This window comes from Prevotella sp. RM4 (genome assembly GCF_000701965.1).
Taxonomy (GTDB): Bacteria; Bacteroidota; Bacteroidia; order Bacteroidales; family Bacteroidaceae; genus Prevotella; species Prevotella ruminicola.
The window spans coordinates 80281-105552 of record NZ_JNKG01000016.1 but is presented as its reverse complement, the minus strand read 5'-3'; the positions used below and the strand labels follow the sequence as shown (position 1 = coordinate 105552).

The 25272-nt window shown below is 48.3% G+C and carries 19 protein-coding genes; 12 read left to right on the top strand and 7 right to left on the bottom strand.

The genetic code is table 11. The features are described from left to right. The 4 genes from T499_RS0113195 to T499_RS0113175 all read right to left on the bottom strand — a co-directional run. Window positions 1–2264, bottom strand: a 2264-nt coding sequence (locus T499_RS0113195; RefSeq protein WP_369793407.1) for an SNF2-related protein, incomplete at its 3' end; no start/stop codon positions are given. 686 nt (window positions 2265–2950) lie between these two features. Then, window positions 2951–4057 (bottom strand): hypothetical protein, encoded by a 1107-nt coding sequence (locus tag T499_RS0113190; protein ID WP_033151352.1) that lies wholly within the window; start codon window positions 4055–4057, stop codon window positions 2951–2953. 239 nt (window positions 4058–4296) lie between these two features. Next, window positions 4297–4911, bottom strand: coding sequence for a CdiA C-terminal domain-containing protein (locus T499_RS0113180; protein WP_033151350.1), 615 nt, complete (start codon window positions 4909–4911; stop codon window positions 4297–4299). A 78-nt stretch (window positions 4912–4989) separates the two neighbouring features. Further along, window positions 4990–5775 (bottom strand): metallophosphoesterase, encoded by a 786-nt coding sequence (locus T499_RS0113175; RefSeq protein ID WP_033151349.1) that lies wholly within the window; start codon window positions 5773–5775, stop codon window positions 4990–4992. A 497-nt stretch (window positions 5776–6272) separates the two neighbouring features. On the opposite strand from T499_RS0113175, the gene T499_RS0113170 reads away from it, so the two are divergent. Both T499_RS0113170 and T499_RS14755 read left to right on the top strand, forming a co-directional pair. Then, complete coding sequence (locus tag T499_RS0113170; RefSeq protein WP_033151348.1) at window positions 6273–6818, top strand: HU family DNA-binding protein; 546 nt, start codon at window positions 6273–6275, stop codon at window positions 6816–6818. A gap of 58 nt (window positions 6819–6876) precedes the next feature. Next, on the top strand, window positions 6877–6978 hold the full coding sequence (locus T499_RS14755; protein WP_157054619.1) for a smalltalk protein: 102 nt from the start codon (window positions 6877–6879) through the stop codon (window positions 6976–6978). 44 nt (window positions 6979–7022) lie between these two features. Here the strand turns inward: T499_RS14755 and T499_RS0113165 are convergent, their stop codons facing one another. Both T499_RS0113165 and T499_RS0113160 read right to left on the bottom strand, forming a co-directional pair. Next, window positions 7023–8309, bottom strand: coding sequence for an HlyD family secretion protein (locus tag T499_RS0113165; RefSeq protein WP_033151347.1), 1287 nt, complete (start codon window positions 8307–8309; stop codon window positions 7023–7025). A 6-nt stretch (window positions 8310–8315) separates the two neighbouring features. Next, window positions 8316–10532: a peptidase domain-containing ABC transporter gene (locus T499_RS0113160; RefSeq protein WP_033151346.1), complete on the bottom strand. Its 2217-nt coding sequence runs from the start codon at window positions 10530–10532 to the stop codon at window positions 8316–8318. 224 nt (window positions 10533–10756) lie between these two features. On the opposite strand from T499_RS0113160, the gene T499_RS0113155 reads away from it, so the two are divergent. Further along, window positions 10757–10963, top strand: a complete 207-nt coding sequence (locus tag T499_RS0113155; protein WP_033151345.1) for a hypothetical protein — start codon at window positions 10757–10759, stop codon at window positions 10961–10963. A gap of 74 nt (window positions 10964–11037) precedes the next feature. Here T499_RS0113155 and T499_RS0113150 read toward each other — a convergent pair whose 3' ends face one another. After that, window positions 11038–13086: a tetratricopeptide repeat-containing sensor histidine kinase gene (locus tag T499_RS0113150; protein ID WP_198021307.1), complete on the bottom strand. Its 2049-nt coding sequence runs from the start codon at window positions 13084–13086 to the stop codon at window positions 11038–11040. Window positions 13087–13215: 129 nt separating this feature from the next. Here T499_RS0113150 and prfA point away from each other — a divergent pair, with 129 nt between their 5' ends. The 9 genes from prfA (at window position 13216) to T499_RS0113105 (ending at window position 25026) form a co-directional block, all read left to right on the top strand. Further along, window positions 13216–14331, top strand: coding sequence for a peptide chain release factor 1 (prfA, locus tag T499_RS0113145; RefSeq protein WP_013063878.1), 1116 nt, complete (start codon window positions 13216–13218; stop codon window positions 14329–14331). Window positions 14332–14369: 38 nt separating this feature from the next. Further along, window positions 14370–15233, top strand: a complete 864-nt coding sequence (gene pyrF / locus T499_RS0113140; protein WP_033151343.1) for an orotidine-5'-phosphate decarboxylase — start codon at window positions 14370–14372, stop codon at window positions 15231–15233. Window positions 15234–15276: 43 nt separating this feature from the next. After that, window positions 15277–16506 (top strand): HD domain-containing protein, encoded by a 1230-nt coding sequence (locus T499_RS0113135; protein WP_033151342.1) that lies wholly within the window; start codon window positions 15277–15279, stop codon window positions 16504–16506. Between the two features lie 37 nt (window positions 16507–16543). After that, the gene (gene lpxD, locus T499_RS0113130) at window positions 16544–17587 is read left to right on the top strand and encodes a UDP-3-O-(3-hydroxymyristoyl)glucosamine N-acyltransferase (RefSeq protein WP_013064825.1); all 1044 of its coding nucleotides are present in this window, start codon (window positions 16544–16546) and stop codon (window positions 17585–17587) included. Window positions 17588–17676: 89 nt separating this feature from the next. Beyond that, window positions 17677–19068 (top strand): bifunctional UDP-3-O-[3-hydroxymyristoyl] N-acetylglucosamine deacetylase/3-hydroxyacyl-ACP dehydratase, encoded by a 1392-nt coding sequence (locus T499_RS0113125; RefSeq protein WP_143040074.1) that lies wholly within the window; start codon window positions 17677–17679, stop codon window positions 19066–19068. Window positions 19069–19088: 20 nt separating this feature from the next. Then, entirely contained in the window at window positions 19089–19862 is a 774-nt protein-coding gene (gene lpxA, locus T499_RS0113120; RefSeq protein WP_033151341.1) for an acyl-ACP--UDP-N-acetylglucosamine O-acyltransferase, read from the top strand. Beyond that, window positions 19849–20769, top strand: coding sequence for a tRNA (adenosine(37)-N6)-dimethylallyltransferase MiaA (miaA, locus tag T499_RS0113115; protein WP_033151340.1), 921 nt, complete (start codon window positions 19849–19851; stop codon window positions 20767–20769). The genes lpxA and miaA overlap by 14 nt, the downstream gene beginning before the upstream one ends. Beyond that, window positions 20750–23248: a transglycosylase domain-containing protein gene (locus tag T499_RS0113110; protein ID WP_052173758.1), complete on the top strand. Its 2499-nt coding sequence runs from the start codon at window positions 20750–20752 to the stop codon at window positions 23246–23248. Before miaA ends, T499_RS0113110 begins: the two co-directional genes overlap by 20 nt. Further along, window positions 23248–25026 carry an ATP-dependent DNA helicase gene (locus T499_RS0113105; protein ID WP_033151339.1) on the top strand — a complete coding sequence of 593 codons (1779 nt, stop codon included), beginning with the start codon at window positions 23248–23250 and terminating at the stop codon, window positions 25024–25026. The genes T499_RS0113110 and T499_RS0113105 overlap by 1 nt, the downstream gene beginning before the upstream one ends. The last annotated feature ends 246 nt before the right edge of the window (window positions 25027–25272 follow it).

The window sequence follows — 25272 nt, the reverse complement described above, 5'->3', positions numbered from 1 at the left end:
GCACGCTCTTTGGATATAGGCGAGAAGAGTGTTAGCACCTTATTGAAATCGAGTTTTTCCTTCAACTTAAGCGTACTCCTTGCTTCTACATCACCCGTAACCAGAGCTACATTCAAACCATATTTAGATTTGATTTTGTCTGCCAAGCAATCATAAAGATAGAGAGCTGTATCTGAGAAAGCGGTGAAGATAATCACCTTCTTATTATCACCATTAATAGGATGGGCAAACTTATGCTGCAAATCTGCAATGAGCTGTTGCAGTTTTGAGTCGTGCTCAGGTGTGATACTCTCCAGCATCGTCAGCAACAGACTAATAACATCAAGGTCTTCCTTGATTTCACGCTGCCATGAGATATAGTCCATATCCTCCAGAAGGATACGGTTTTTCTTCTTACCAATCATGAAGTCCTGCTCATCCTCGTCGCCATCCACATCCTCGTAGTCATCAACAGAAATGCGCTTGTCACCACTTTGATAGCGCTTGATGGCATCGAGTGTTTCCTGCATATAGTCGCGAATACGCTCCAAAGTGAGGCGGAACGAGTTGACACTCGACTCCAGGCGTTTCAGCAACTGGATGTTCATCAGGCGCTGAATACCCTGCTCGCGCTCCTCGATACTCAGTCGGTGACCAGTAGTACTTTCCTCCTCTTTATATTTATAGAGCTGACTATCCAGGATAAAAGCAGAGGGTGCGTAGATGGCCAATCGGAGCGATTGTAACTGCTCGAATATCTCGTTGTAGTTGATAGCCGTATCAAGGTCAGTCAGATGTGGCTGACGAGAGATAGGTTTCAAGCGCTCAGGGAAGGTGCCAATATCTGTCGTGTCATAATACTGCTGGATATGCTTACGACTGCGGGCAATGGTGACAGCATCCAAAAGCTTAAAGAAATCGAAGCTGAGCATTCCCAGCAGGCGCTCAGTAGTGCGCTCCTCGGGTGAGAAGTTTGACCATAGATTATAGGCTGCTTGTGCCTGACGGAAAACATCATCAATACCACGCTCGGTGGGTAATAATTCGTTGAAGTCATCAGCCTTTCCCTCATAGGCCAACTGCAACTGATTTTTCAAATCGTTGAAACGATTGTTGACTGGTGTTGCAGAAAGCATCAGCACCTTGGTCTTCACGCCTGCACGAATCACCTTGTTCATCAGGCGCAGATAGCGATTTTCGCGAGGGTTCTCACCATTTTCGTCTGTACTCACCTTGCCGCCATTGCGGAAGTTGTGACTTTCGTCAATCACAACCAGATCGAATGTTCCCCAATTGAGTCGTTCCAAATCAACATCGTTGCTATAACCCTGGGTACGAGACAGGTCTGTATGATAAAGAATCTTATAGCTTAAACGATCCTTCAGCAATGGATTATTGGTGTATGGCTGGCGATAAGTATTCCAGTTCTCATACAATTTCTTTGGGCAAAGAACCAGTACAGTACGATTACGGCTTTCGAAATACTTGATAACAGATAGAGCCGTAAAGGTTTTACCAAGACCTACGCTATCAGCAAGAATACAGCCATTATACTTTTCCAGCTTATTAATAACTGCTATAGCAGCATCACGCTGGAAATTGTAGAGTTTGTTCCAGATGGCTGAATTCTTAAAACCTGTAGCTTCTTTGGGCAGTTCGTCCTCGCTGATATCTTCTAAGAACTCGTTGAAAATATTATAGAGCGCAACAAAGTAAAGAAACTCAGGTGCATTCTCCTTATAAGCATTACTGATGCTGTCAATCACCTCTTCGGTTACAACCTGAAGGCGACTGCTGTCATTCCATAGCTGATTGAATAGGTCGATATAAGCCTGAGAAAAAGGAGCTTCTGCCTTCTGAATCATCGTATAGGCATTGTTGCCCTTCTCACAACCCAAATCTACAGTTGTAAAACCATTAATGGGCGAATAGCTCGTATCATCGAGATTGATGAAGCCCATCATCTGCTCGTTGGTCTTATTCGACTTAAAGCAAGCTTTCTGTCGAATCCACTCTGCACATTCACGGGCTATAGCTTTCTGAGTGAGCTCATTGCGAAGCTTTACTTCAAACTCTGAACCATAGAGTGTTCGCTCTCGGTCTAATCGTGGGATATAGAATTCACGCTGCTGCTTAGGCGTTTTCTCAGCCGTAAATGTCGGCGAAGTAAAGATAAAGCGCAGTTCCTTGATATCTTTGAGTGCCGCTTTCAGTTCTTGAAAGGCATAGATGGAGAAGCATGAGGCCGCTATAGACAAACGGCTTCCTGCCTTTATTTGCTGCATAAGATCATCACGCAGCGTTTTTTTGACATTGTTTATCAACTCCATCAGAATGTTGGCTTTAGAGCGAATGGACTCTGTTCGGATGAATGTAGGTTCCAGGACTATAAGAAAGAAGAAGGCGTGAAACTGCCCTCATCTACTTCTTACGGTCCTAGGAAAACCTACATTGTCAGATAAGTCCAGTCCACGCCAAAGCGCAGACGTTGGCACTTATTCGAGACAATGTTCTATAGAGTTTCCTAGGTTCTAAGAAGTTCCGAATATAGCACAAACGCTATGTTATTTTACCCTCAAAAATCATACCGGCACCTCCTCTGAGGCTCTGTGACTGAGGAATTTACGTTCCAAGCCACCTCTGCCGTAGCAGCGTCGGGTTACGACGATTAGCCAGTACTTGATGGCAAAGGTACAAAAAGTTTTGGGAAAACACAAGAATGGGGCTAAAAAAATGCAGTATACATCAAAAAAGTCCCAAAATATTTGGAATAAAATAAAAACAATCCTATATTTGCTACAAAGAATAAGTATTTAGAGAAAAATGGGAATAAAGAAGGTTACGTACGAGAAAGCATTAGCACGCTTTAAACGTTCGCTTGAAATCAGGCGTAACGCTGAACGACGTATGGCTGATGAATGGGAAAAGATGGGGTTAAAAGGTACTGTCGAGTCCCTATGATTTTTTCTGCTCACATAGGGTATAATCCCCTTATGGTTTCGGCAGCTGTAGCTTCGTTATATTGGTATATATCCATTAACAACAGTTTGGCACATTCGCGCCAGGCAAATTTTCTTACTCCCATACGTGCAGCAATCTCGCGCGCAACCTTAACAAGTTCCTTAAATGGATCAAAATCTTTATCATTTTCGTCTAAGCCATGCAGATAACGTAAAATAGACGCGTGGGATTCACGGCCGAGTTTAGTCCAAAAATCGGAATCGTAAATAGTAGCGATGCCCATCTGCATAAAAATCTTGCTAAAGGTCATACTTAGTTTCAAACCTCTAGTCTGGAAACTTGTATCTACACCCAGCGACTCCAACTTATCAATCTTATCATAAAAAGCCTTGGCTACATCTTTTATATCGCCACAATTATTTAAACGGCGTTCGGTAACCTCAAGCGGTTCAAAACGGGTAAGATCACCAAGCGAGCGAACATGTTCGGTGCGGGCTGCTTGTGCCTTAGATAGCTGAGCATCTGTAAGGATGGTACGAACCTCGAAGACATTCTCTTTTCCCGACCGACGAATACCATGACCAGTACAATCGGTTGTGATACGGACCGTGATGCGTTCTACACCATTTTCATCGGGCTCCATCGGACTAACAGTGAACGATCTTGTTGAAGTAATAAATTTCATCAAGAGCTCGTTCTTATCGCCACTCACCCCCATACGCTCGGCATAACGCTGAAAAAAATGAGGGGTAAAAATGAGAACACAATTCATGTCGCCACCATGAATCAGTTCGTTAAAACCTACCATGAAAACACCAATAGAGCTGGCTGTTTCGAAATAACAAAAACAATTAGGCATGCAATTAGAAGCCAAGCTATCAGGATAGTAAAAGGCATTTTCGAAGCATATCCAACGATTGCCTTCTGACGAAGTGTAATAGACTGGCTTAGAGAGCATTGGACGCTGAGAATAAGCACACTTACGCAGCAAATCGTCGCGCATGGCTTCATAACGTTTTTCGCCACCGAACTGTTTAATCATCCAGTATTTAGCTTTTTCGTATTCTTTGGCCAAGGTGGCCCACATAACGTCTGATGGAGTATTTAAATTTATCATTTCATTTATTCAGTTTGTTAAGCGGGGCAAAAGTACAAAAAAGTTTTGTAAAAAATACAAGAATGGGGGTAAAAAATGCAATTTGCAACAAAAAAATCCCAAAATGTTTGGAACTTATTGAAAATGTTTTTATCTTTGCACCGTCAGAACATCTGTTTTGGCTATCCGGGTAGAATCCCGCGAGGGGCAAGGCTTTATCGATACTGCCCATTTAAAAACCACCTTCCGGGGTGGTTTTTTTATTTTGTATATTTCACCATAAAGTATTTGATATATGATTCGCCTAATGTGTCTTTGCGAACAATAGAGATAAATTTCTTTCCTTTTATTACAAGAACCTCTATTGCTTCTGGATTCAGTTCGAAGTAATGCTTTATACTCTTAGCCAATGGACGAGGTTCATAATTAGAAACCATATGAAGCAACACACGGTTAGTTTGACCAACAGATTCTTTTAAACGATTATCAACCGAGTTCGATCCCGAAATGGTTTTTAAATCAAACAGTTTATATACACCCTTGCGTTCAAAAATAAAGTCAGGCGTTCTAAACCTCTTGGGATTTGGCAATATAAAAACACGATAACCATGCTCAACAGCTTTCCTTGCTGCATTAATCAAATTCTGATAGTCATCACATGTTTCACCCGCAGCGCTAAAGATCTTCTCTTCATTCTCAACTGGTTCGAATGCTGGATGTTCAGCAATGCGTCGTAGTTGAGTATAAAAACCAGCTCCACTAAAATTGGGCAAATCTTCCAATAACGTATCAAGATTTTGATATGGAGGCTCGCATACCAACATGCAAGTCTCCTCTAATATAGAATATCCTTCCGTTAAATTCTCTTCAGACATAGTTGATTCATTTACAATTGCAAAGATACAAATAAAAAGCGATGTAACAAAAAATTAGCTAGAAAAAACTCATATTTCTTAAAGAATCTCTCTTAACTCCATTATATCGAGCATGTGGTATCTTACCTGATCTATTTCGGCGTGCCAGCTCTCGTGGAAATGTCCGTAATACCAATTACTTAAAGGATGATTCTTGCTATAAAGATAATCATAGATCTGGTCCATCACCTGGCGCTCATATCTCACATCGTCTAACAAATCAGCATCGTGTGCAGCCCAACTCTCCAAGAAATTGTGAGATGACAACTCACAAAATGACGGCGAGGTATGGGTTATTACGGTGTCAACAGCACATTGCTGATTTATCGCATTTAGCTTCTCCTTGTTGAATTCAGGAAGCTCGTTTGACCAATAAAGATTTGGCATAAGTGGATCAGCCGGATTGGGCAAATGAAATTTATTAGAAGCCATACGAAGAGTTCTGTCGATGGAAGTTGCTCCGCCTACACAGAGAATTGTATGGCCACAAGCTTTAATTACCGAATAGTCGCTTAGCGTACGCCAGCGTTGATGCTTTATTGGCAGTCTATTAAAATAAGCAGGATTGTCGTGATTTCCTCTTATAAAAGCAAGCCAGTTGTTGGATTTTGAAAGTCGAGTACGGCAACGATCATAAATCCCCTCATAATAGTCAGGCTTATCAAAGCCAAAACCACAATCGCCAGCTACAATGATAAGGGTATCAGTCATTTCGTACTGTACGCAGCACTTAAATACGATCTGAGTAAAATCGCCATGAATATCGCCACTTACCACGATATTCTTGGCCTGAGGAAATTCAATAATAGTACTACTCCTGCTCATTTATTTTATATTAAGATTTATGTATGCAAAGATAACAAAAATTTTTGATGTAACCAAATATTGCATAGAAAAAGTGACTCAGATATCAGATATCAGTTTATTTATGGATAGGTGGCTTGGGTAGGTAAAATTGAATCTATTATAATTACTATTATATATATTATAATATATATAATAGTAAAACTTTTGGTTACAGTTTTTGTGTGCTCATTAGAAAACTGATATCTGATATCTGAGTCACATGTTGCACTTGTTTACAATTTAACAATTCATTAACAGTTGATATTTCATAGTATGACGAAATTTTCGTACCTTTGCATTGTCAAGATAAAGATGGAGATGAGGCTCCCACACGAGGAAAAAGATTCTCCCACGTGCACTAAGAAAATCTCCCTCACGTGAACGTAAATCTACATCGGAGTTGAGACATTAAACATTAAAGATTAAACATTAAACATTTTATTTACAAACAACAACACAAAAATTAAACTAGAATTATGGCATTGAAAGTTAAAGCACAGGAAAAGTTGCAGAAGATTGGCAAGTATGAGGGCACTTATCGCTACATCATGATGCCGGAGTTGTACACCTCGCTCTCTCAGGAAAAGGTGATTAAGGAGGCTGCCCTGCGCAGCGGAGTTAGCAAAGGCATTATGCAGGCCTGCTGGGATGCTGCTGGCGAGGTGATTAAGGCTTGGGCCACAGAGGGTCACTCGGTTGCGCTGCCAGGTTTGGGAACCATGCGATTCGGCATCCGCGCCAAGAGTGTAGCCAAGGTGGACGAGGTGAAAGCCGGACTGGTAACCAGTCGTCGCATCATCTTCACCCCTGCGGTGGATCTGAAGGAGGAGCTGGCAGGCACAGCCATCCAGATTACCTGCTACGACCGCGATGGTAAGGAGATTAAGCGTGTGACCTCGACAGACCCAGGTACGGTTGAGGATCCCGACGAGCCAAGCAATACCGGTGGAAACACTGGTGGCGGCAACCAAGGTGGTAATACCGGTGGCGGCGGAAATCATAACGAGCCGATTGGTGACTAAGGGCTTGGGGCGAAAGCCCCGCCCTTCCTATTAAACATGAAACATTAAACATTAAATTATGACAAAGAAGGAAACATTTAAGTTCATCGTGCAGATGATAGCGTCGATCGCGACGGCGATAGTGACGGCATTGGGAGCCACCTCGTGTATGGGGTATTAACAAAAGAAACAGAGGATGTCCAACTGGGCACCCTCTGTTTCGTTTTATACGTTGTGATGGAAGATGTACCGCAGGGGTTGGATGATGCGGACGGCGAGGCTGATATCCTCGGTGATGACCTCGGCCTGGCCACTCAACTCGCCAGTGAACCGTAGTTCACGTCCAACGGTGGTATGCAGGCCCTGGGGTAGTGTGATGGTGGCCACATACACATCCTGATTGGCGACTGCTGAAAGACCGCTTACCGTGCCACGCAGATAGCCGAACTCGAGATAGGGATAGCCATCGAGCATGATGTTTACACGCTGGCCCTCCTTGACCTTACCGAAGCCTGTGGCTGGCAGAAGCACCTTACCTACAAAGTGCGATTTGCGCGACTCGACAACGGAGAAGATATGCTGGCCTGTAGTGATATTCTGATTGACCGCCCACACATTGGTGTACGACAGTTTACCGGATGCGGGGGCCACAAGAGCATAGAGATGCTCCCACTGACCGATGGCCACCTTGAGGGTGTTGAGCGCCGACTGCAGCGTGGCCGTAACGTGCTGCATATCCTGCTGGTACTGCACCTGAAGCTCGGCCAGGCGATTATCTATCTGGGCTATGCTGAGTTGGGTTTGGGAGATGTCGGTGCGTACCTGCTCGACGGAGAGCTGAGCCGAGATCAACGAGCGCTGACTCTGTTCCATTTCGGCATCGGAAGTGAGCTTGCGTTCGTGCAGGCTTTTTTCGCGGTCGCGATCGTGCTTCACCAGATCGGCTTGCTGCTGACTCATTTCGAGCTGACGTTTGAGATTACTTTCGTGGCGCAACAACGAGGCATGCTCTTTCTGTGCCGACAGTATCTGCTGGCGATAGATATTGAGACGAACGGCCTGATTGTAGCTGACGACGGCATCGCAGAACTGATTATAGGCATCCTGCACCACGCCCAGGCGCAACGACTGATCGGCAGCGAAGGGAATGGGCTCGCCACTAACCGACAGCTTACCGACGGCCTGTTTCACACTCACCACATCGTCGGTATTGGCGGTATTCTCGACCACAGCGATGATGGCGCCTTTTGATACCTGCTGACCATCGGCCAGGCGAAGCTCCTGCAAACGACCATCGGCACGGGCCACAATACGATTGGGAGGGGTATCGCCCGTGACTACCACCCTACCCTGCACCACATCGGGATAACGGAAAATAAAACTGCCAATGACAACCAGCGCCACCACAGCGGCAATGACTGTAATACCATATTTTATCAGCGACGATGGCGGACGCGAGATGATGTCCTGTACCTCGTCGCTATGTAGTTCGATTCTATCTTCTTCCATCATTTTCTGCTAAACATTCAGTTGGTTCTTTACCAGTTCGTAATAGATGCCGCGACGCTCTAACAGCTGGGCGTGATTACCCGACTCGACAATGCGACCCTCGCTCATCACCAGGATATTGTCGGCATCTACCACCGTACTGAGTCGGTGGGCAATGATGAGCGACGTACGGTTATGCAGGAAGCCAGCCAGATTCTGGATGATGGCATGCTCGTTCTGCGCATCGAGCGAGTTGGTAGCCTCGTCGAAGAACACGTAGTCGGGATTCTTATACACGGCACGGGCTATCAGGATGCGCTGCTTCTGACCCTGACTCAAGCCACTGCCCTCGGCACCAATCTTGGTGTTATAACCCAGCGGCAACTGGCGGATATAATCGTCGATCTCGGCCACGCGAGCTGCCTGCACCAGTCGCTCGGTATCAATCACCTCGAAACCGGCAGCGATATTGCGGGCGATGGTATCGGAATAGATAAAGCCATCCTGCATTACCACACCACAATGCCTGCGCCATGCACGCTTGTCGTAGTTTTCCAGATCCGACGAGCCAATCACCACCTCGCCGGCATCGGGCTTATAGAAGCCGAGAATCATCTTGAGCAGCGTGGTCTTACCACTACCACTCAGTCCGACAATCGCCGTGGTCTTGCCGTGAGGTATCACCACATCAATATGGTCGAGTGTAGGTTTGTCGTTCAGTTTATCGTAACGGTAGGTAAGATTCTTGATCAGGATATCACCATCGCCGCTCACCTGGCTGATAAGCTGGCGATCGGGCTGCACCTCATCGTCCTTCTCGTACACCTCCTGCAGACGCTCCAGACTGAGGCGGGCATCCTGATAGCGATGGATGAAATCGACCAGCTGATTGACAGGACCATTCAGACTACCGATGATATACTGCACCGACAGCATCATACCGAGTGTCATATCGCCACGAAGTACCAGCATGGCCACCAGCGCCGTGATAACCAGATTCTTCACCTCGTTGATGAACGTGGCACCCGACTCCTGATACTGATTGAGCGCCAGGCTCTTGATATTGAGACGGAAGATGCGCGCCTGCACACGCTCCCACTCCCAGCGTTTCTGCTGCTCGCAGGTGTTGAGTTTAATCTCCTGAATACCATCGATGAGTTGCACAATCTTACTCTGATTGGCCGCGTTCTGGGCGAACAACTTGGTATCGAGCTTGGCACGACGGCGCATGAACAGCAGCACCCAGAGCACATAGAGCGCACTGCCCAGCATGAAGATAAAGAAGATGCGCCAGTCGTAAATGAGGATAACGGCACCGAACACCACGATATTGAACAGCGAGAGTATCAGCGACAGGCTGCTACCCGTGAGGAACGTCTGGATACGGTCGTGATCGTCGATACGCTGCAGGATATCACCTGTAAGGCGCGTATCGAAATAGCTGAAAGGCAAACGCATCAGCTTGGCCAGATAGTCGGACAAGAGCGACAGGTTTACGCGCGTAGAAACATGTAGCAGTATCCAACTCTGGATAAACTGTACCGAGGTGCTACCTATCATGAGCATCAGCTGCGCAATAAGCACCAGGACGATGAAACCGAGGTCCTGGCGCGAGATACCGAAATCGACGATAGCCTGCGTGAGGAACGGCAGTACCAGTTGCAGCAGCGAGACCACCGTGAGCCCTAAGAACAGCTGCGCGATGAGCCGCTTATAAGGTCGCATATACGACAGCAACAGCATAAGGCTGCGCTTACGGGCCTTGCGGTCGCTGTCATCCTCGACATACTCGTCGCAATTAAAATCGGGTGTTGGCTCCAGCATCAGGGCGATACCTGCGGGCTGTCCTTCTTCGGTATCCGAAGCCCAGTAGCGCAAAAACTCGCGCTCGGTATAGGTGACACGCTGACCTACAGGATCGGCCACCTTGAACTGTAGCCCCTCTTTGGTTCGCTTCACCTTGTAGAGCACTACAAAATGCCCCTGATTCCAATGCAGGATACACGGAAGCGGAACCTCGTCGACCAACTGTTGCAGCGTAGCTTTCACGCCTGTGGTATGCATGCCTAACTGCTCGGCAGCCTCAGCAACACCGAGTAGCGACACGCCATCGCGCTGTATATGACACATATCGCGCAACCGTTCCAGCGGATAGTTGCGCCCATAATAGGCCATCACCATGCGTAAGCAGGTTGGGCCACATTCCATCACATCGTGTTGAGTGAATATTGGGAATGGTTTATTCATTTACCTTGTTTTTTAGCAATCTGGCCACAAAGTTAGCAAGAAAATGGCAAATAAAACAATAACTTCAAGTTTGTTAACATTCTGTTAATATTTATTTAAACTACGTTAATTAAAACAGCTATTATTAGCATCATCCAAATTATTTGCTTACATTTGCCAAGGAATAAAAAAACTGTTTTCAAATAATTCAAAAGTACAATTACAAATTAATTAAATCAACAATTATGAAACAATTAGAAAGAGCGCAGCTCAAGGCTGTTAAAGGTGGTGACGGATGGATACTGTTTCCTGGTGGTGTTATGATGTTGACACCTACCACTTCACTGATCACTACAACAGGTACAAATGGTAATCAGGATACAAATACTTCTACATCTCTGCTTAATTCTCTGATTAATGCAATCAAGAATAAGATGAATAACAAGAAGTAAAAGTAGAATGTAAAAAACTGCACGAAAAACAAAGTGGCAGCGAGGTAATTCTCACTGCCACTTTATTTTTTGGGTTATTTTCTCGGAAGTGTCATCACAAAGCGGGCACCAGCGGTATAAGTAGTGTCGAGCTTCACATCACCACCCAAACGACGGGCAAAACTGCGGGCTACCGTGAGTCCGATACCTGTACCATCATAATACTCATCGAGCTGTACAAACTCATCAAAGATGCGCTCAGCCTGATTGGCAGGAACACCCATACCTGTATCTTCGACGATGAACTGCACAAGCGTATCGGTAATGCTTACCTTCAAGACGGCACGCTGTTTCTTATCAGCAGCGTCATGATGACCGTAGGCCTCGGCTGGCGCCGTGAACTTGCGTGCATTATCGAGCAACAGCGCAAGCGCACGAACAGCTGCACGCTTATTGGTGGCGATACGCACCGACGAAGCCTCGATGCCTGCCTGCATCTCGAACACTAAATGATCGGCATCGGCTATACCCGAAGCGTCGATAGCATCGGTGGCTATCTGTTCAACTGATACCTGATCGGTAAGATCGATGACCGTACGACTGCTCACATCCGACAGCTCCAGCATCTTATTAACCAGGTTGGTAATGCGGTTGGTATTTTCGAGAATCTGGTGATTGGCATCCTGACGCATGTTCTCGTCGAGATAGGCATCCGAATCTGTGAGCACCTGAGCAAAACCCGAAAGCACATTCAGAGGCGTACGGAACTCGTGCGAAATCTGCTGGATGAACCTGGTCTTCATGCGCGATGCTTCCTCGGCACGGGCATTGGCTATCAACAGCTGCTCGTTCTTCTGGTTCAGACTGGCAGCCGCACGACGACGAGTGAAGGCATAAATAAAGAAGAACACCAAAAGCAGCACAATCACTATCAACAGTACAACTATGCGCATCTGGTTGATCTTAGCCTCTTTTTCGGCAATCTCGGCATCCTTCTTACTCATATCATAGATGGTAGCCAACTCGGCTGTCTTGTCACGTCTCTGCCATACCTCAGCCGAATCGAGTCTGTCAAGAATGCGTGTAGCTACGGCAAGGGCAGAGTCGCGATGACCTGCACCCATATGGGCATCGAACTTTAACTTAACAATACCGTTAAGTGTCTCAAGATCCATCTTCATGCCCAACTGCCCCATCACAGTTTCAACATCATTGATATTACGCTCGGCCTCCTCATAACGATGACTACTATTGAGATATGAAACCGAATTGATACGAGCAGCAACTGATTTAGAAAAGGGGTTCTTCGTAAATTCGTCATAGGCCTGAGCAGCCTCCTGATGATGGCCTGCCTTTTCGAGAATATAGGCTTTGACGCAACTAACCTGATAGCAGAACATGGGGTAAAGCGACTTATCGACACGAGGATTATCCGCCATATTCTGAAGATATTTTTCTGCACGATTCATCCAGGCCTCTGCCTCATCCCATTGGTGCATATTACAATAAGAAATCATAGCGGCAACAGCGAATTGCGTACGCTTAGACGCCCAATTATGCTGTGCAACAGAGTCGTTTACAGACGTTTTCTCAAACTGATCAATCAGCTTCATCACATGCTGCATGTACTTTTCACCCTCGGCTGAACGTTCCAGAAGGATATAGCAAAGTGCCAGATTGTTATAGGCCAACAGATAGCCCGTTTGCAGCAGATAGTGGCGATTGATAAAACTGGTATCAACACTGTTGACCAACTGCTGAGCCTTTCGCAAACCCGACTCGTAGTGACGACTCACGTAGTCAAGCTCAGAATTATTGGCTGCTATCAGGAAGTGATAGATGCGATCCCGTTCTGTGACGACTGGACGCGCCAAGGCGCTATCAGCAATCATACATGAACGATTTACATTACGGCTCATGTTATACGACATATTATAAAAGTCGGCACACATCTGACTGATTTCACCCAGCGCCATCAAACTATCGACGGTACGAGGGATGGAATCAGAATATCGCATGATGTTATGCACACGATCGAATTCCAAATCATGACTCTGCTGAGCTTTGTCACACGATGAGAGAAGCATCACGGTTGCTACTAGGGCTATCCATGAAAACTGAAAAGTTTTTTTAAGTAATGACATATGTTGGTACATTTTTGGGCACAAAGATAGCGATAAAAAACAGAAAAACAACATTAAAACCCAAAAATATTTTGAAATCTTCGCATTTTTTTGTAACTTTGCCGCCCAAATATAATATATATAAATAAGATGGCAGAAACAAGTAACAGCATTCTTCAAAAATTAGATGGACTGGAGGCACGATTCGAGGAGGTTTCGACCCTGATTACCGACCCCGCCGTGATTGCCGACCAGCAGAGATTCGTTAAACTGACTAAGGAATACAAGGACCTGGGCGATATTATGGACGCCCGCAAACGTTATATTGCGTGCTTGAACGGTATTAAGGAGGCTAAGGACATTCTGGCTAACGAGACCGACCCTGAGATGAAGGAGATGGCACGCGAGGAACTGGCTATAAACGAGGAGTTACAGCCACAGCTGGAGGAGGAAATTAAGATTGCGCTGATACCGAAAGACCCAGAAGATGCCAAGAACGTAGAAATGGAGATACGTGCAGGAACAGGTGGCGATGAGGCTGCCCTGTTTGCTGGCGACCTGTTTAAGATGTACAAGAACTACTGCGAGTCGAAGGGCTGGCAGGTGTCGATTACCTACGTATCTGAGGGTGCCGTGGGCGGATTTAAGGAGGTTGACTTCTCGGTAACAGGTGCCGACGTTTACGGTACACTGAAGTACGAGAGTGGTGTACACCGCGTGCAGCGTGTGCCAGTGACCGAGAGCAACGGGCGTATGCAGACGAGTGCTGCCACCGTAGCCGTGCTGCCCGAGGCCGACAAGTTTGAGGTACACGTGAACGAGGGTGAGATCAAGTGGGATACCTTCCGTTCGAGTGGTGCCGGTGGTCAGAACGTGAACAAGGTTGAATCGGGTGTACGCTTGCGTTACATGTGGAAGAACCCTAACACTGGCGAGACCGAGGAGATCCTGATTGAGTGTACCGAGACCCGCGACCAGCCTAAGAACAAGGAGCGCGCACTCTCTCGTTTGTACACCTTTATTTATGATAAGGAGCACCAGAAGTACGTGGACGATATCGCTAACCGTCGTAAGAGTCTGGTTTCTACCGGCGACCGTTCGGCTAAGATTCGCACCTACAACTTCCCACAGGGTCGTGTAACCGATCACCGCATCGGCTATACCACACACGATCTGCAGGGTTTCCTGGGTGGCGATATTCAGGCCATGATTGATGCGCTGACCGTAGCTGAGAATGCTGAGCGCATGAAGGAAAATGAACTTTAATACATTAAACATTAAAGAATTAAATAATTAAATCAGATATGACCAGAAAAGAACTGATTGAACAGATTCGCGAGAAGCAGAGCTTTCTGTGCGTGGGACTGGACACAGACCTGGACAAGATGCCCAAAGGCCTGAAGGAGATTGTGAAGAAAGAGTATGAGGAGGAAGAGATGACCTTCGGCATGCTGTTTGAGTTTAGCACCCGCATTATTGATGCTACTGCTCCCTACTGTGTGGCCTACAAGCCCAACCTGGCCTTCTACGAGGCTTACGGCATTGAGGGTATGGCTGCTTTCGAGGGCATTATCGAATATCTGCAGGAGAACTATCCCAAGCACCTGATTATAGCCGATGCCAAGCGCGGCGATATCGGTAACACATCGAAGATGTACGCCAAGACTTTCTTTGAGCAGTACAATGTAGATGCGCTGACCGTTGCTCCTTACATGGGCGAAGACAGCGTTACACCATTCCTGGGCTACGACGGCAAATGGGTGGTGCTGCTGGCTCTTACCAGCAATAAGGGCAGTCACGACTTCCAGTTGATGAAGGACGAGAATGGCGAGCGCTTGTTTGAGAAGGTACTGAAGAAGAGTCAGGAATGGGGTAACGACGAGAACATGATGTACGTAGTTGGTGCCACACAGGGACAGATGTTTGAGGACATCCGTAAGCTGGCTCCTAACCACTTCCTGCTGGTTCCTGGCGTTGGTGCTCAGGGCGGTAGTCTGGAGGAGGTTTGCAAGTACGGCATGATTAAGGACTGCGGTCTGCTGGTTAACTCTTCTCGCGGCATTATCTACGCCAGCAACGAGAAGGACTTTGACGAGGTGGCTGGACAGAAGGCCCAGGAGCTGCAGCAGCAGATGAAGCAGATCCTGACCGAGGCAGGAATCTGCTAATGGTCAATGGTCAATGTTCAATGGTCAATGTTCAATGTAACAAGTGGGCGAAGTTAAGATCATCAACGACCCGGTTTTCGGGTTTATCAAGATACCACGCGGCATACTCTACGGGATTGTAGAGCACCCGCTTTTTCAGAGGCTGAACCGCATCAATCAGTTGGGGTTGGCCTCTGTGGTGTATCCTGGGGCCAGGCATACGCGATTCCAGCACTCACTGGGTGCTTTCCACCTGATGAGCGAGGCTATACAGAACCTGCAACAGAAGGGACAGTTTATCTTCGACTCGGAAGCCGAGGCGGTACAGGCCGCCATCCTGATGCACGACATCGGTCACGGTCCGTTCTCGCATGTACTGGAGAACACGCTGATTAGCGGCATCAGTCACGAGGAGATTTCGCTGATGATGATGGAGGAGATTAACCGCTCGCTGAACGGACAGCTGAACCTGGCCATATCGATATTCAAAGGCGAGTATCCAAAGAACTTCCTGCACCAGCTGATATCCAGTCAGTTGGATATGGACCGACTGGACTACCTGCGCCGTGACTCGTTCTACACGGGTGTTACCGAGGGTAACATTGGCAGCGCACGTATCATCAAGATGCTGAACGTGGTAGACGATTCGCTTGTAGTAGAACAGAAGGGTATCTACTCGCTGGAGAACTATCTGACCACCCGCCGCCTGATGTACTGGCAGGTGTATCTGCACCGCACATGTGTGGCTTACGAAAAGGTGCTGGTAAACATGCTGAACCGCGCCAAGTGGCTGATACGTAATGGCCAGCAGGTGTTTGCATCGCCCGCCCTACTCTACTTCCTGGAGAACGACATCGATGCCGAGTGGTTTGCCACCCATGCCGAGGCGCTGCAGTACTACAGCGAGCTTGACGACAGCGACATCTGGAGTGCCATGAAGGCCTGGAAGCACCACAGCGACAAGATACTGGCCACACTGGCTACCGACATGCTGGATCGCCACATCTTCAAGGTAGAGGTGCTGGAGGAAGAGCCCACAGCCGAGCGCCTTGACGAGCTGAAGCGCAGCATTGCCCAGCACATGGACATACCTTACGAGGACGCCCACTATCTGATGAGTCTGAACACCATCCAGAAGGACATGTACAACGTAGATGATGACAAGATACAAATACTTTACAAAAACGGCGAAATCAAAGACATATCGGAAGCCTCGGAGCTGCTAAATGTTCAGTTACTTTCAAAAAAAATACGAAAATATTATCTTTGTTATCAAAGATTTGAAGAAAAATAGTTATCTTTGCACGGATTTTTAAATAATTGCAAACAATATGGAGTTTACAGCCAAACAAATTGCAGAACTGATACAGGGAAGAGTGGAAGGCAATGAGAATGCAGCCGTTCGCACTTTCGCTAAGATTGAAGAGGGTGTTGAGGGCGCCATTTCGTTCCTCTCAAACCCAAAATATACCCATTACATTTACGACACCAAGTCGAGCGTAGTACTGATTAACGAGGATGTAGAACTGGAGCGCCCAGTAAGCTGCACACTGATTCGCGTGAAGAACGCCTACGAGTGCGTGGCCAAGCTGTTGCAGTTCTACGAGAGCATGAAGCCTGCCAAGACGGGTATCGACCCGCTGGCATCAATCTCGCCCAAGGCTAAGGTTGGCGAGAACGTGTATATCGGTGCGTTTGCCGTGATTGGCGATGGCGCAGTGATCGGCGACGGCTGTCAGATTTATCCCCACACCGTGATTGGTGATGGCGTACAGGTAGGCCAGAAATGCTTGTTCTACCCCCATGTAACCATCTATCAGGGATGTAAGATTGGAAATAATGTTACAATACACGCAGGTAGCGTGGTAGGTGCCGACGGCTTTGGCTTTGCACCTAACACCGAGGGCTACGATAAGATTCCACAGATTGGTATCGTAGTAATCGAGGATAACGTTGAGATTGGTGCCAACACATGTATCGACCGCAGCACCATGGGACAGACCACCATCCGCAAGGGTGTGAAGCTGGATAACCTGATTCAGGTGGCTCACAACTGTGAGATTGGCGAGAACACCGTGATGAGTGCCCAGGTAGGACTGGCAGGCAGCACCAAGATTGGTGCCTGGTGTATGGTTGGCGGACAGGCTGGATTTGCCGGACACATCCAGGTGGCCGACAAGACCTTTGTAGGTGCCCAGTGCGGTGTGATCAGCAACACCAAGGGTAATGGTGAGCAGCTGATTGGTTCGCCCGCCGTTAATCCAAAGATGTACTTCAAGGCACGCGCCATCGACGCCAAGCTGCCCGACATGTATCGCCAGGTAGCCGCCCTGCAGCGCGAAATCGACGCCCTGAAAGAAAAACTGGAGAAATAATAATTTAGCAACGGACTACAGGACTGAAAGAAAAAAATCCTCGTGATAAAAAAAATCCTAAAGTCCTGTTGTCCGTTGCAAAAAAGAAAATAAATGATATGAAACAGAAAACACTGAAAGGCAGCTTTTCTTTGTTCGGAAAAGGTCTGCATACAGGTTTGAACCTGACCGTTACATTCAACCCTGCACCCGAGAATACAGGTTATAAGATTCAGCGAATCGACCTGGAGGGTCAGCCTATCATCGACGCCATTGCCGAGAACGTAATCGATACCCAGCGCGGTACCGTACTGGCTAAGGGCGATGCGCGCGTTTCGACCGTTGAACATGGCTTGTCGGCCCTCTATGCACTGGGCATCGACAACTGCTTGATTCAGGTAAACGGTCCAGAATTCCCTATCCTCGACGGTTCGGCCATCCTCTACGTCAACAAGATTCAGGAGGTAGGCATCGAGGAGCAGAACGCACCCAAGGATTACTATATCATCCGCAAGAAGATAGAGATTAAGGACGAGCAGACAGGATCGTGCATCACTATCCTGCCCGACGATGCATTTACCATCACCGCTATGTGTTCGTTCGAGAGTAAGTTTATCAACTCGCAGTTTGCAACACTCGACGACCCCGCTAAGTATGCCACCGAGATTGCCAGCGCACGTACATTCGTGTTTGTACGCGATATCGAGCCTCTGCTGCAGGCCAACCTGATTAAGGGCGGCGACCTGGATAACGCCATCGTTATCTACGAGCGTCAGACCACTCAGGAGCGTCTGGACATGCTGGCTGATATGCTGCACGTTGAGCATCGCGACGCTACCGACCTGGGTTACATTCAGCACAAGCCCCTGCAGTGGGAGAACGAGTGCACACGTCACAAGCTGCTGGATATCATCGGCGATATGGCACTGATTGGCAAGCCCATCAAGGGACGTATCATTGCCACACGTCCTGGCCACACCATTAATAATAAGTTCGCACGCATGATGCGCAAGGAGATTCGCAAGCACGAGATCCAGGCACCTATCTACGATCCGAACGAGGAGCCAATCATGGACGTGAACCGTATTCGCGAACTGCTGCCACACCGCTACCCCATGCAGCTGGTAGATAAGGTGGTAGAGCTGGGCGCAACCACTATCGTAGGTATCAAGAACATCACCGCCAACGAGCCTTTCTTCCAGGGACACTTCCCACAGGAACCCGTAATGCCAGGTGTGCTGCAGATTGAGGCTATGGCCCAGTGCGGCGGACTGCTGGTACTGAACACCCTGGAGGAGCCCGAGCGCTGGAGCACCTACTTTATGAAGATAGACGATGTGAAGTTCCGTCAGAAGGTAGTACCAGGCGACACCCTGATTTTCAAGGTTGAGCTGCTGGCACCCGTACGTCACGGTATCTCATCAATGAAGGGCTACGTATTCGTAGGCGACCACGTAGTAAGCGAGGCCACCTTCACCGCCCAGATTGTGAAGAATAAATAAAGTTCAAAGTTCAAAGAAAAATGGCAAATCAGATACACCCAATGGCAATTGTTGACCCCGAGGCAAAACTGGGCGACAACAATATTATCGGCCCTTTCTGCGTGATCGACAAGAACGTAGTAATCGGCGACAACAACAAGCTGTATAACGGCGTAACACTGCACTTTGGTACCCGTCTGGGTAACAACAACGAGATTTTCCCAGGTGCATCAATCTCTACCAAGCCCCAAGATCTGAAGTTCGTGGGCGAAGAGACCACCTGCGAGATTGGCGACAACAACTCAATCCGCGAAAACGTAACCATCAGTCGTGGTACTGCCTCGAAGGGTAAGACCACCGTTGGTAACAACAACCTGCTGATGGAGAATATGCATATCGGACACGACTGTGAGATTGGTAACGGCTGTATCATCGGCAACTCAACCAAGTTTGCCGGCGAGGTAGTAGTTGACGACTGCGCCATCATCTCAGCCTGCTGTCTGTTCCACCAGTTCCTGCACGTGGGTGGATATGGAATGTTCCAGGGCGGTAGCCGTACCAGTCAGGACATTCCTCCCTACGTGATTGCAGGTAAGGAGCCTATCCGCTATGCTGGTGTGAACCTGATCGGACTGCGCCGTCGTGGTTTCTCGAACGAGACCATCGAGGCCATCCACGATGCCTACCGTATCATCTACTCTAAGGGTATGATGAAGGAAGGTGTGGCCGAGGCCCGCGCTAAGTACCCCGACTCTAAGGAGGTAGAATATATCTGCTCGTTTATCGAAAATTCGAAGAGAGGTGTCATCCGCTAAGACGCTTATCGTGATCACAGGGCCAACGGCCGTAGGCAAAACAGCCTTGTGTCTCGACATAGCCCAGCACTTTGGCATACCTATCATCAATGCCGATTCGAGGCAGATTTACAAGGAACTGAAGATAGGGACAGCAAGTCCCACAATCGAGCAAATGCGACGAGTGCCCCACTACTTTGTGGGTTCGCTCTCGCTGCACGATTACTACAGTGCATCGCTCTTTGAACAACAGGTTCTGGAAATTCTGCAGCGCGAATTCGAGCATAGCGACTATGCCCTGCTTACTGGCGGCAGTATGATGTATATTGATGCTGTGTGCAACGGTATCGACGACATACCGACTGTGGACGATGAGACGCGCGAAACCCTGAAACGCCGACTGGCCGACGAAGGACTTGAAGCGCTGGTGGAAGAGCTGCGACAGCTTGACCCTGAGTACTACGAGATAGTTGACAAGCAGAACCCTCGCCGCGTGGTGCACGGACTGGAGATATGCCTGATGACAGGTAAGACTTACACCTCGTTCCGCAAACGCGAAAAGAAAGAACGCCCGTTCCGCATTGTGAAAATCGGACTGAACCGCGACCGCGAGGAACTGTACAACCGCATCAACCAACGCGTTGACCAGATGATGACCGACGGACTGCTGGACGAAGCACAACGTTTGTACCCGATGCGCCACATGAACGCGCTCAACACGGTGGGTTATAAAGAGATGTTTGCCTACATCGACGGCACCTGGACACTGGAAGAGGCCGTTGAACGTATAAAGGGTAACACCAGGCGATACGCACGCAAACAATTAACATGGTATAAGAAAGATGAACAGATAAGGTGGTTTCACCCTGACGAAATAGAACAAATTTATAGTTACATATCTCAAGACTATGAGCAACGAAACAACTGAAAAGATGATGGGCTGGCTGAATCTGGCTCAACAGAAAATCAAAGGCTTCTGGCCTTGGTATAAAGGCTTGTATCAGGGACGTGCCTGGTACGTAAAGACACTGGTGGGCATCGCTTCGCTGGTGGTGGCTTTCTTCCTGTACTTAGGAGCCGTTGACATGAACTTCCTGTGGCTGTTTGGTAAGAGCCCCTCGATGAGCACCATCAAGAACAAGCGCCCAGCCGAGGCTTCGATGATTCTCAGTGCCGATGGCAAACAGATTGGTAAGTTCTTTAGCGAGAACCGTACCCCTGTAGGCTACGACGATGTTAACCCCGCCTTCTGGAAGGCCCTGATTGATACCGAGGATGAGCGTTTCTACAGTCATCATGGTATCGACTATCAGGCTTTTGCTGCTGCCCTGAAGGATTACGCCCTTCATCACGATGCACGTGGCGCATCAACCATCACACAGCAGTTGGCCAAGAACCTGTTCCGTACACGTTCGGAGTATTCTACAGGTTTGCTGGGTAACATCCCCGGTATCAAGATGCTCATCCTGAAGAGTAAGGAGTGGATTACAGCCTACAAGCTGGAGTTCTTCTTTGATAAGAACGAGATTCTGACACAGTATGCCAACACCGTGGATTTCGGTTCGAACGCATTCGGTATCAAGACAGCTTGTAAGACTTACTTTGGTTGCTCGCCAAAGGATCTCACTACCGAGAATGCAGCTGTGCTGGTAGGTATGCTGAAGGCTACCACCTACTACAACCCGCTGATTAACCCCAACAACTCGCTGAAGCGCCGTAACATTGTGCTCGACCTGATGCACCAGCACGGCGACCTGACCAAGCAGGAGTGCGACTCGCTGAAGCAGCTGGAGATTAAGCTCGACTATAGCGTGGAGAATGCCTACGACGGCGAGGCGAACTACTTCCGCGAGGCTGTGGCCGACTTTATGAAGGGTTGGTGTACCGACTACTACGGCGAGAACAACAAATACGCTTACTACACCGAGGGACTGAAGATTTACACCACACTCGACTCGCGTATGCAGAAGTATGCCGAGGAGGCTGCCGTGAAGCAGATGAAGCAGGTGCAGAAGAGCTTTAACTCGCACTGGGGCAGCACTAATCCCTGGCAGGACGAGCGCCACGTTGAGATTCCCCACTTTATCGAGGATCTGGCCAAGAAGACACCTTATTATAAATATCTGAGTAGAAAGTTCGAGGATAATCAGGATTCTATCGATTACTATCTGAACCTGCCTCATAAGGTACGCCTGTTCGACTACGACAGCGAGACTGGCTATATCGAGAAGGAGATTTCTACACTCGACTCGCTGCGCTATATGGAGCGCTTTATGCACTGCGGATTTGTGGCCATCGAGCCTCAGACCGGACACGTAAAGGCTTGGGTGGGCGACGTTGACTTCAAGACCTGGAAGTACGACAAGGTTACCGCTATGCGTCAGCCTGGTTCTACCTTCAAGCTGTTTGTTTACACCGAGGCCATGAATCAGGGCATCACCCCTTGCGACACCCGTAAGGACGAGTACTTCTCGATGAAGGTGATGGATCACGGCGAGGAGGTGACATGGGCACCAACCAATGCCGACGGACGTTTCTCGAACGCCGACATCACCCTGAAGCAGGCATTTGCTATGAGTATCAACTCGGTAGCCGTTCGCCTGGGTCAGGAGTGCGGTATCGACAATATCGTTAAGACTGCCCACGACATGGGTATCAAGAGCAAGCTCGACGCTACCCCAGCCTTGGCTCTGGGTTCGAGCGACGTAAACCTGCTGGAGATGGTAAGCGCTTACTGCACACCTTGTAACGATGGTGTACAGCACGATCCCGTACTGGTAAGCAAGATTGAGGACCGCGACGGTAACGTGATTTACGAGGCTCCCACACAGGGCGAGCAGGCCATTCCTTACCGCAGCGCCTTCCTGGTACAGCAGCTGCTGATGGGTGGTATGAGCGGTACCAGCTCACGACTGAGAGGATTTGTAGGTTATGACGTGACCGACACCGACTTTGGTGGAAAGACCGGTACATCAAACAACCACTCTGATGCCTGGTTTATCGGCACCACACCTAACCTGGTTTGTGGCGCATGGGTAGGCGGCGAGTATCGTTGCATCCACTTCCGTTCGGGTATGCTGGGTCAGGGTAACCGTACGGCACTGCCCATCTGTGGTTACTTCCTGGGTAGCTTGCTCAAGGATCCTGCCTTCCAGAAGTATCACGCTAAGTTTGGTGCATCAAAGGATAATTCGCTCACACAGGCTATGTATGGTTGCGGCGGTTATCTGGCTATGCCTTCGGATTCCGACTCAATCGCTGTTGACTCGCTCCACGTTTCGGAGAGCGGCGAACTGATTGAGGTGCAGGGCGACGGCAGTATCAAGACCGGTGAGGCCGACCACGAGAACGCCAACACCACACCAACACCAAACAATAACGGCGAAGCTACCGAGAAAAAAGATTAATGCAAGCAGAACAGCAACTTGATTTGGACAACAAAGAGTGGCAAGACGCTCTCCAAATCATCAACTATACACGGCGCTCGCTTTTCCTAACCGGAAAAGCGGGCACTGGTAAATCTACCTTTCTGCGCTACGTTTCGAAGAACACCAAAAAGAAGCACGTGATACTGGCACCTACCGGCATTGCAGCTATCAATGCAGGTGGCTCAACACTTCACAGCTTTTTTAAACTCCCCTTCCACCCGCTATTGCCCAACGATGTGCAGTACAGTTGGAAGAACCTGAAGAAAACCCTGAAATATAACGGCGCCCAGTGCAAACTGATACGCGAGGTGGAGCTGATTATCATCGACGAGATATCGATGGTGCGTGCCGATATTATCGACTTTATAGATAAGGTATTACGCGCGTACACGCGTAACCCCGAGCCGTTTGGTGGCAAACAGCTGTTGCTGGTGGGCGATATCTACCAGCTGGAGCCTGTGCTGAAGGACGACGACCGACAGCTGTTGCAGCCCTTCTACCCTTCGGCTTATTTCTTTAACGCCAAAGTGTGGCAGACCATGCCGATTGTGTCTATCGAGCTGCGTAAGGTGTATCGCCAAACCGACGATAAGTTTATCGCCATCCTGGATCGCATCCGCAACAACACCGCCACCCTGCACGATCTGGATTCGCTGAACAGTCGCGTACAAACCACTAACACCCAACACCCATCACCCACCACCCAACTAACAGTAACCCTCGCTGCCCGCAGGGATACCGTTGATTTCATCAACGACCAGCAACTGGATGCGCTGGACGGCGAAGTGAGCATGTTTAAGGGCGAAATCAAAGGCAACTTCCCTGAGAGCTCGTTGCCCACCCCTATGGAGCTGCACCTGAAACCAGGCGCACAGATTATCTTTATCAAGAACGATAAGGAGAAGCGTTGGGTTAACGGTACGCTGGGCACCATCGAGTATATCGACGAGGAAGGCGGCGTGATTGGCGTGATGACCGAAGATAACGAGGAGTTTGACGTGGAGCGCGACATCTGGGAGAACATGCGCTACACCTTTAACGAGAAGGAACAGAAAATTGAGGAAGAACTTTTAGGCACCTATACCCAATTCCCGCTGCGCTTGGCATGGGCCATAACGGTACACAAGAGTCAGGGACTGACATTCTCGCAAATCTCGATCGACTTTGGTGGCGGTGGCGCTTTTGCAGGCGGACAGACTTATGTGGCCCTTTCGCGTTGTACATCGCTCGAAGGCATCACACTGAAAGAGCCCTTGCGCCCCAGCGATATCTTTGTACGCGCCGAGGTAGTAAGGTTTGCCAATCAGTACAACAACCAGCAGATAATTAACCAGGCCCTGCAGGAAGGTAAGGCCGACCGCGAATACCACGATGCCGTAACCGCCTTTGACCGAGGTGATTTCAAATCATTCCTCGACTCATTCTTCAAAGCCATCCATCTGCGCTACGATATCGAGAAGCCGCATATCCGTCGTTATATCCGTCATAAGCTGGAGATTATCAATCGCCAGAAACGCGAGATAGAACGCCTGAAGGACGACCACGAAGCAGAGATGGCCCAGCTGAAGAACGAACTGGATGCCAAGCGCGAGATGCTGAAGCGCCTGGCTGCCGAATACACCATCATGGGCCGCGAGTGCGAGCACGAACACATGACCGAAGCCGCTATCCGCAACTATCAGAAAGCACTCGAATTATACCCTGATGCCGGCGACGCACAACGCCGACTGAAAAAACTTCAGAAAACAACTAAATAAATCACCCCCTCCTCTTTGTTCATAATTCTAAATTCTTAACTATCAAAATACCCCCATTTTGCAATCGTTTACATAGCAATTTTTGTTAATTTTGTTTAAATAGCAACTTTGTGTAGGCACACAGAGCCGATTCGTCAAAAAAAAACGCGAAAAAATTTGTGAGTTTCCAAAAAAAGCCTTACCTTTGCCACCGTTATCCTGAAAACAATCTTTTTACCTTAGAAGACTAATACCTATTGAAGATAT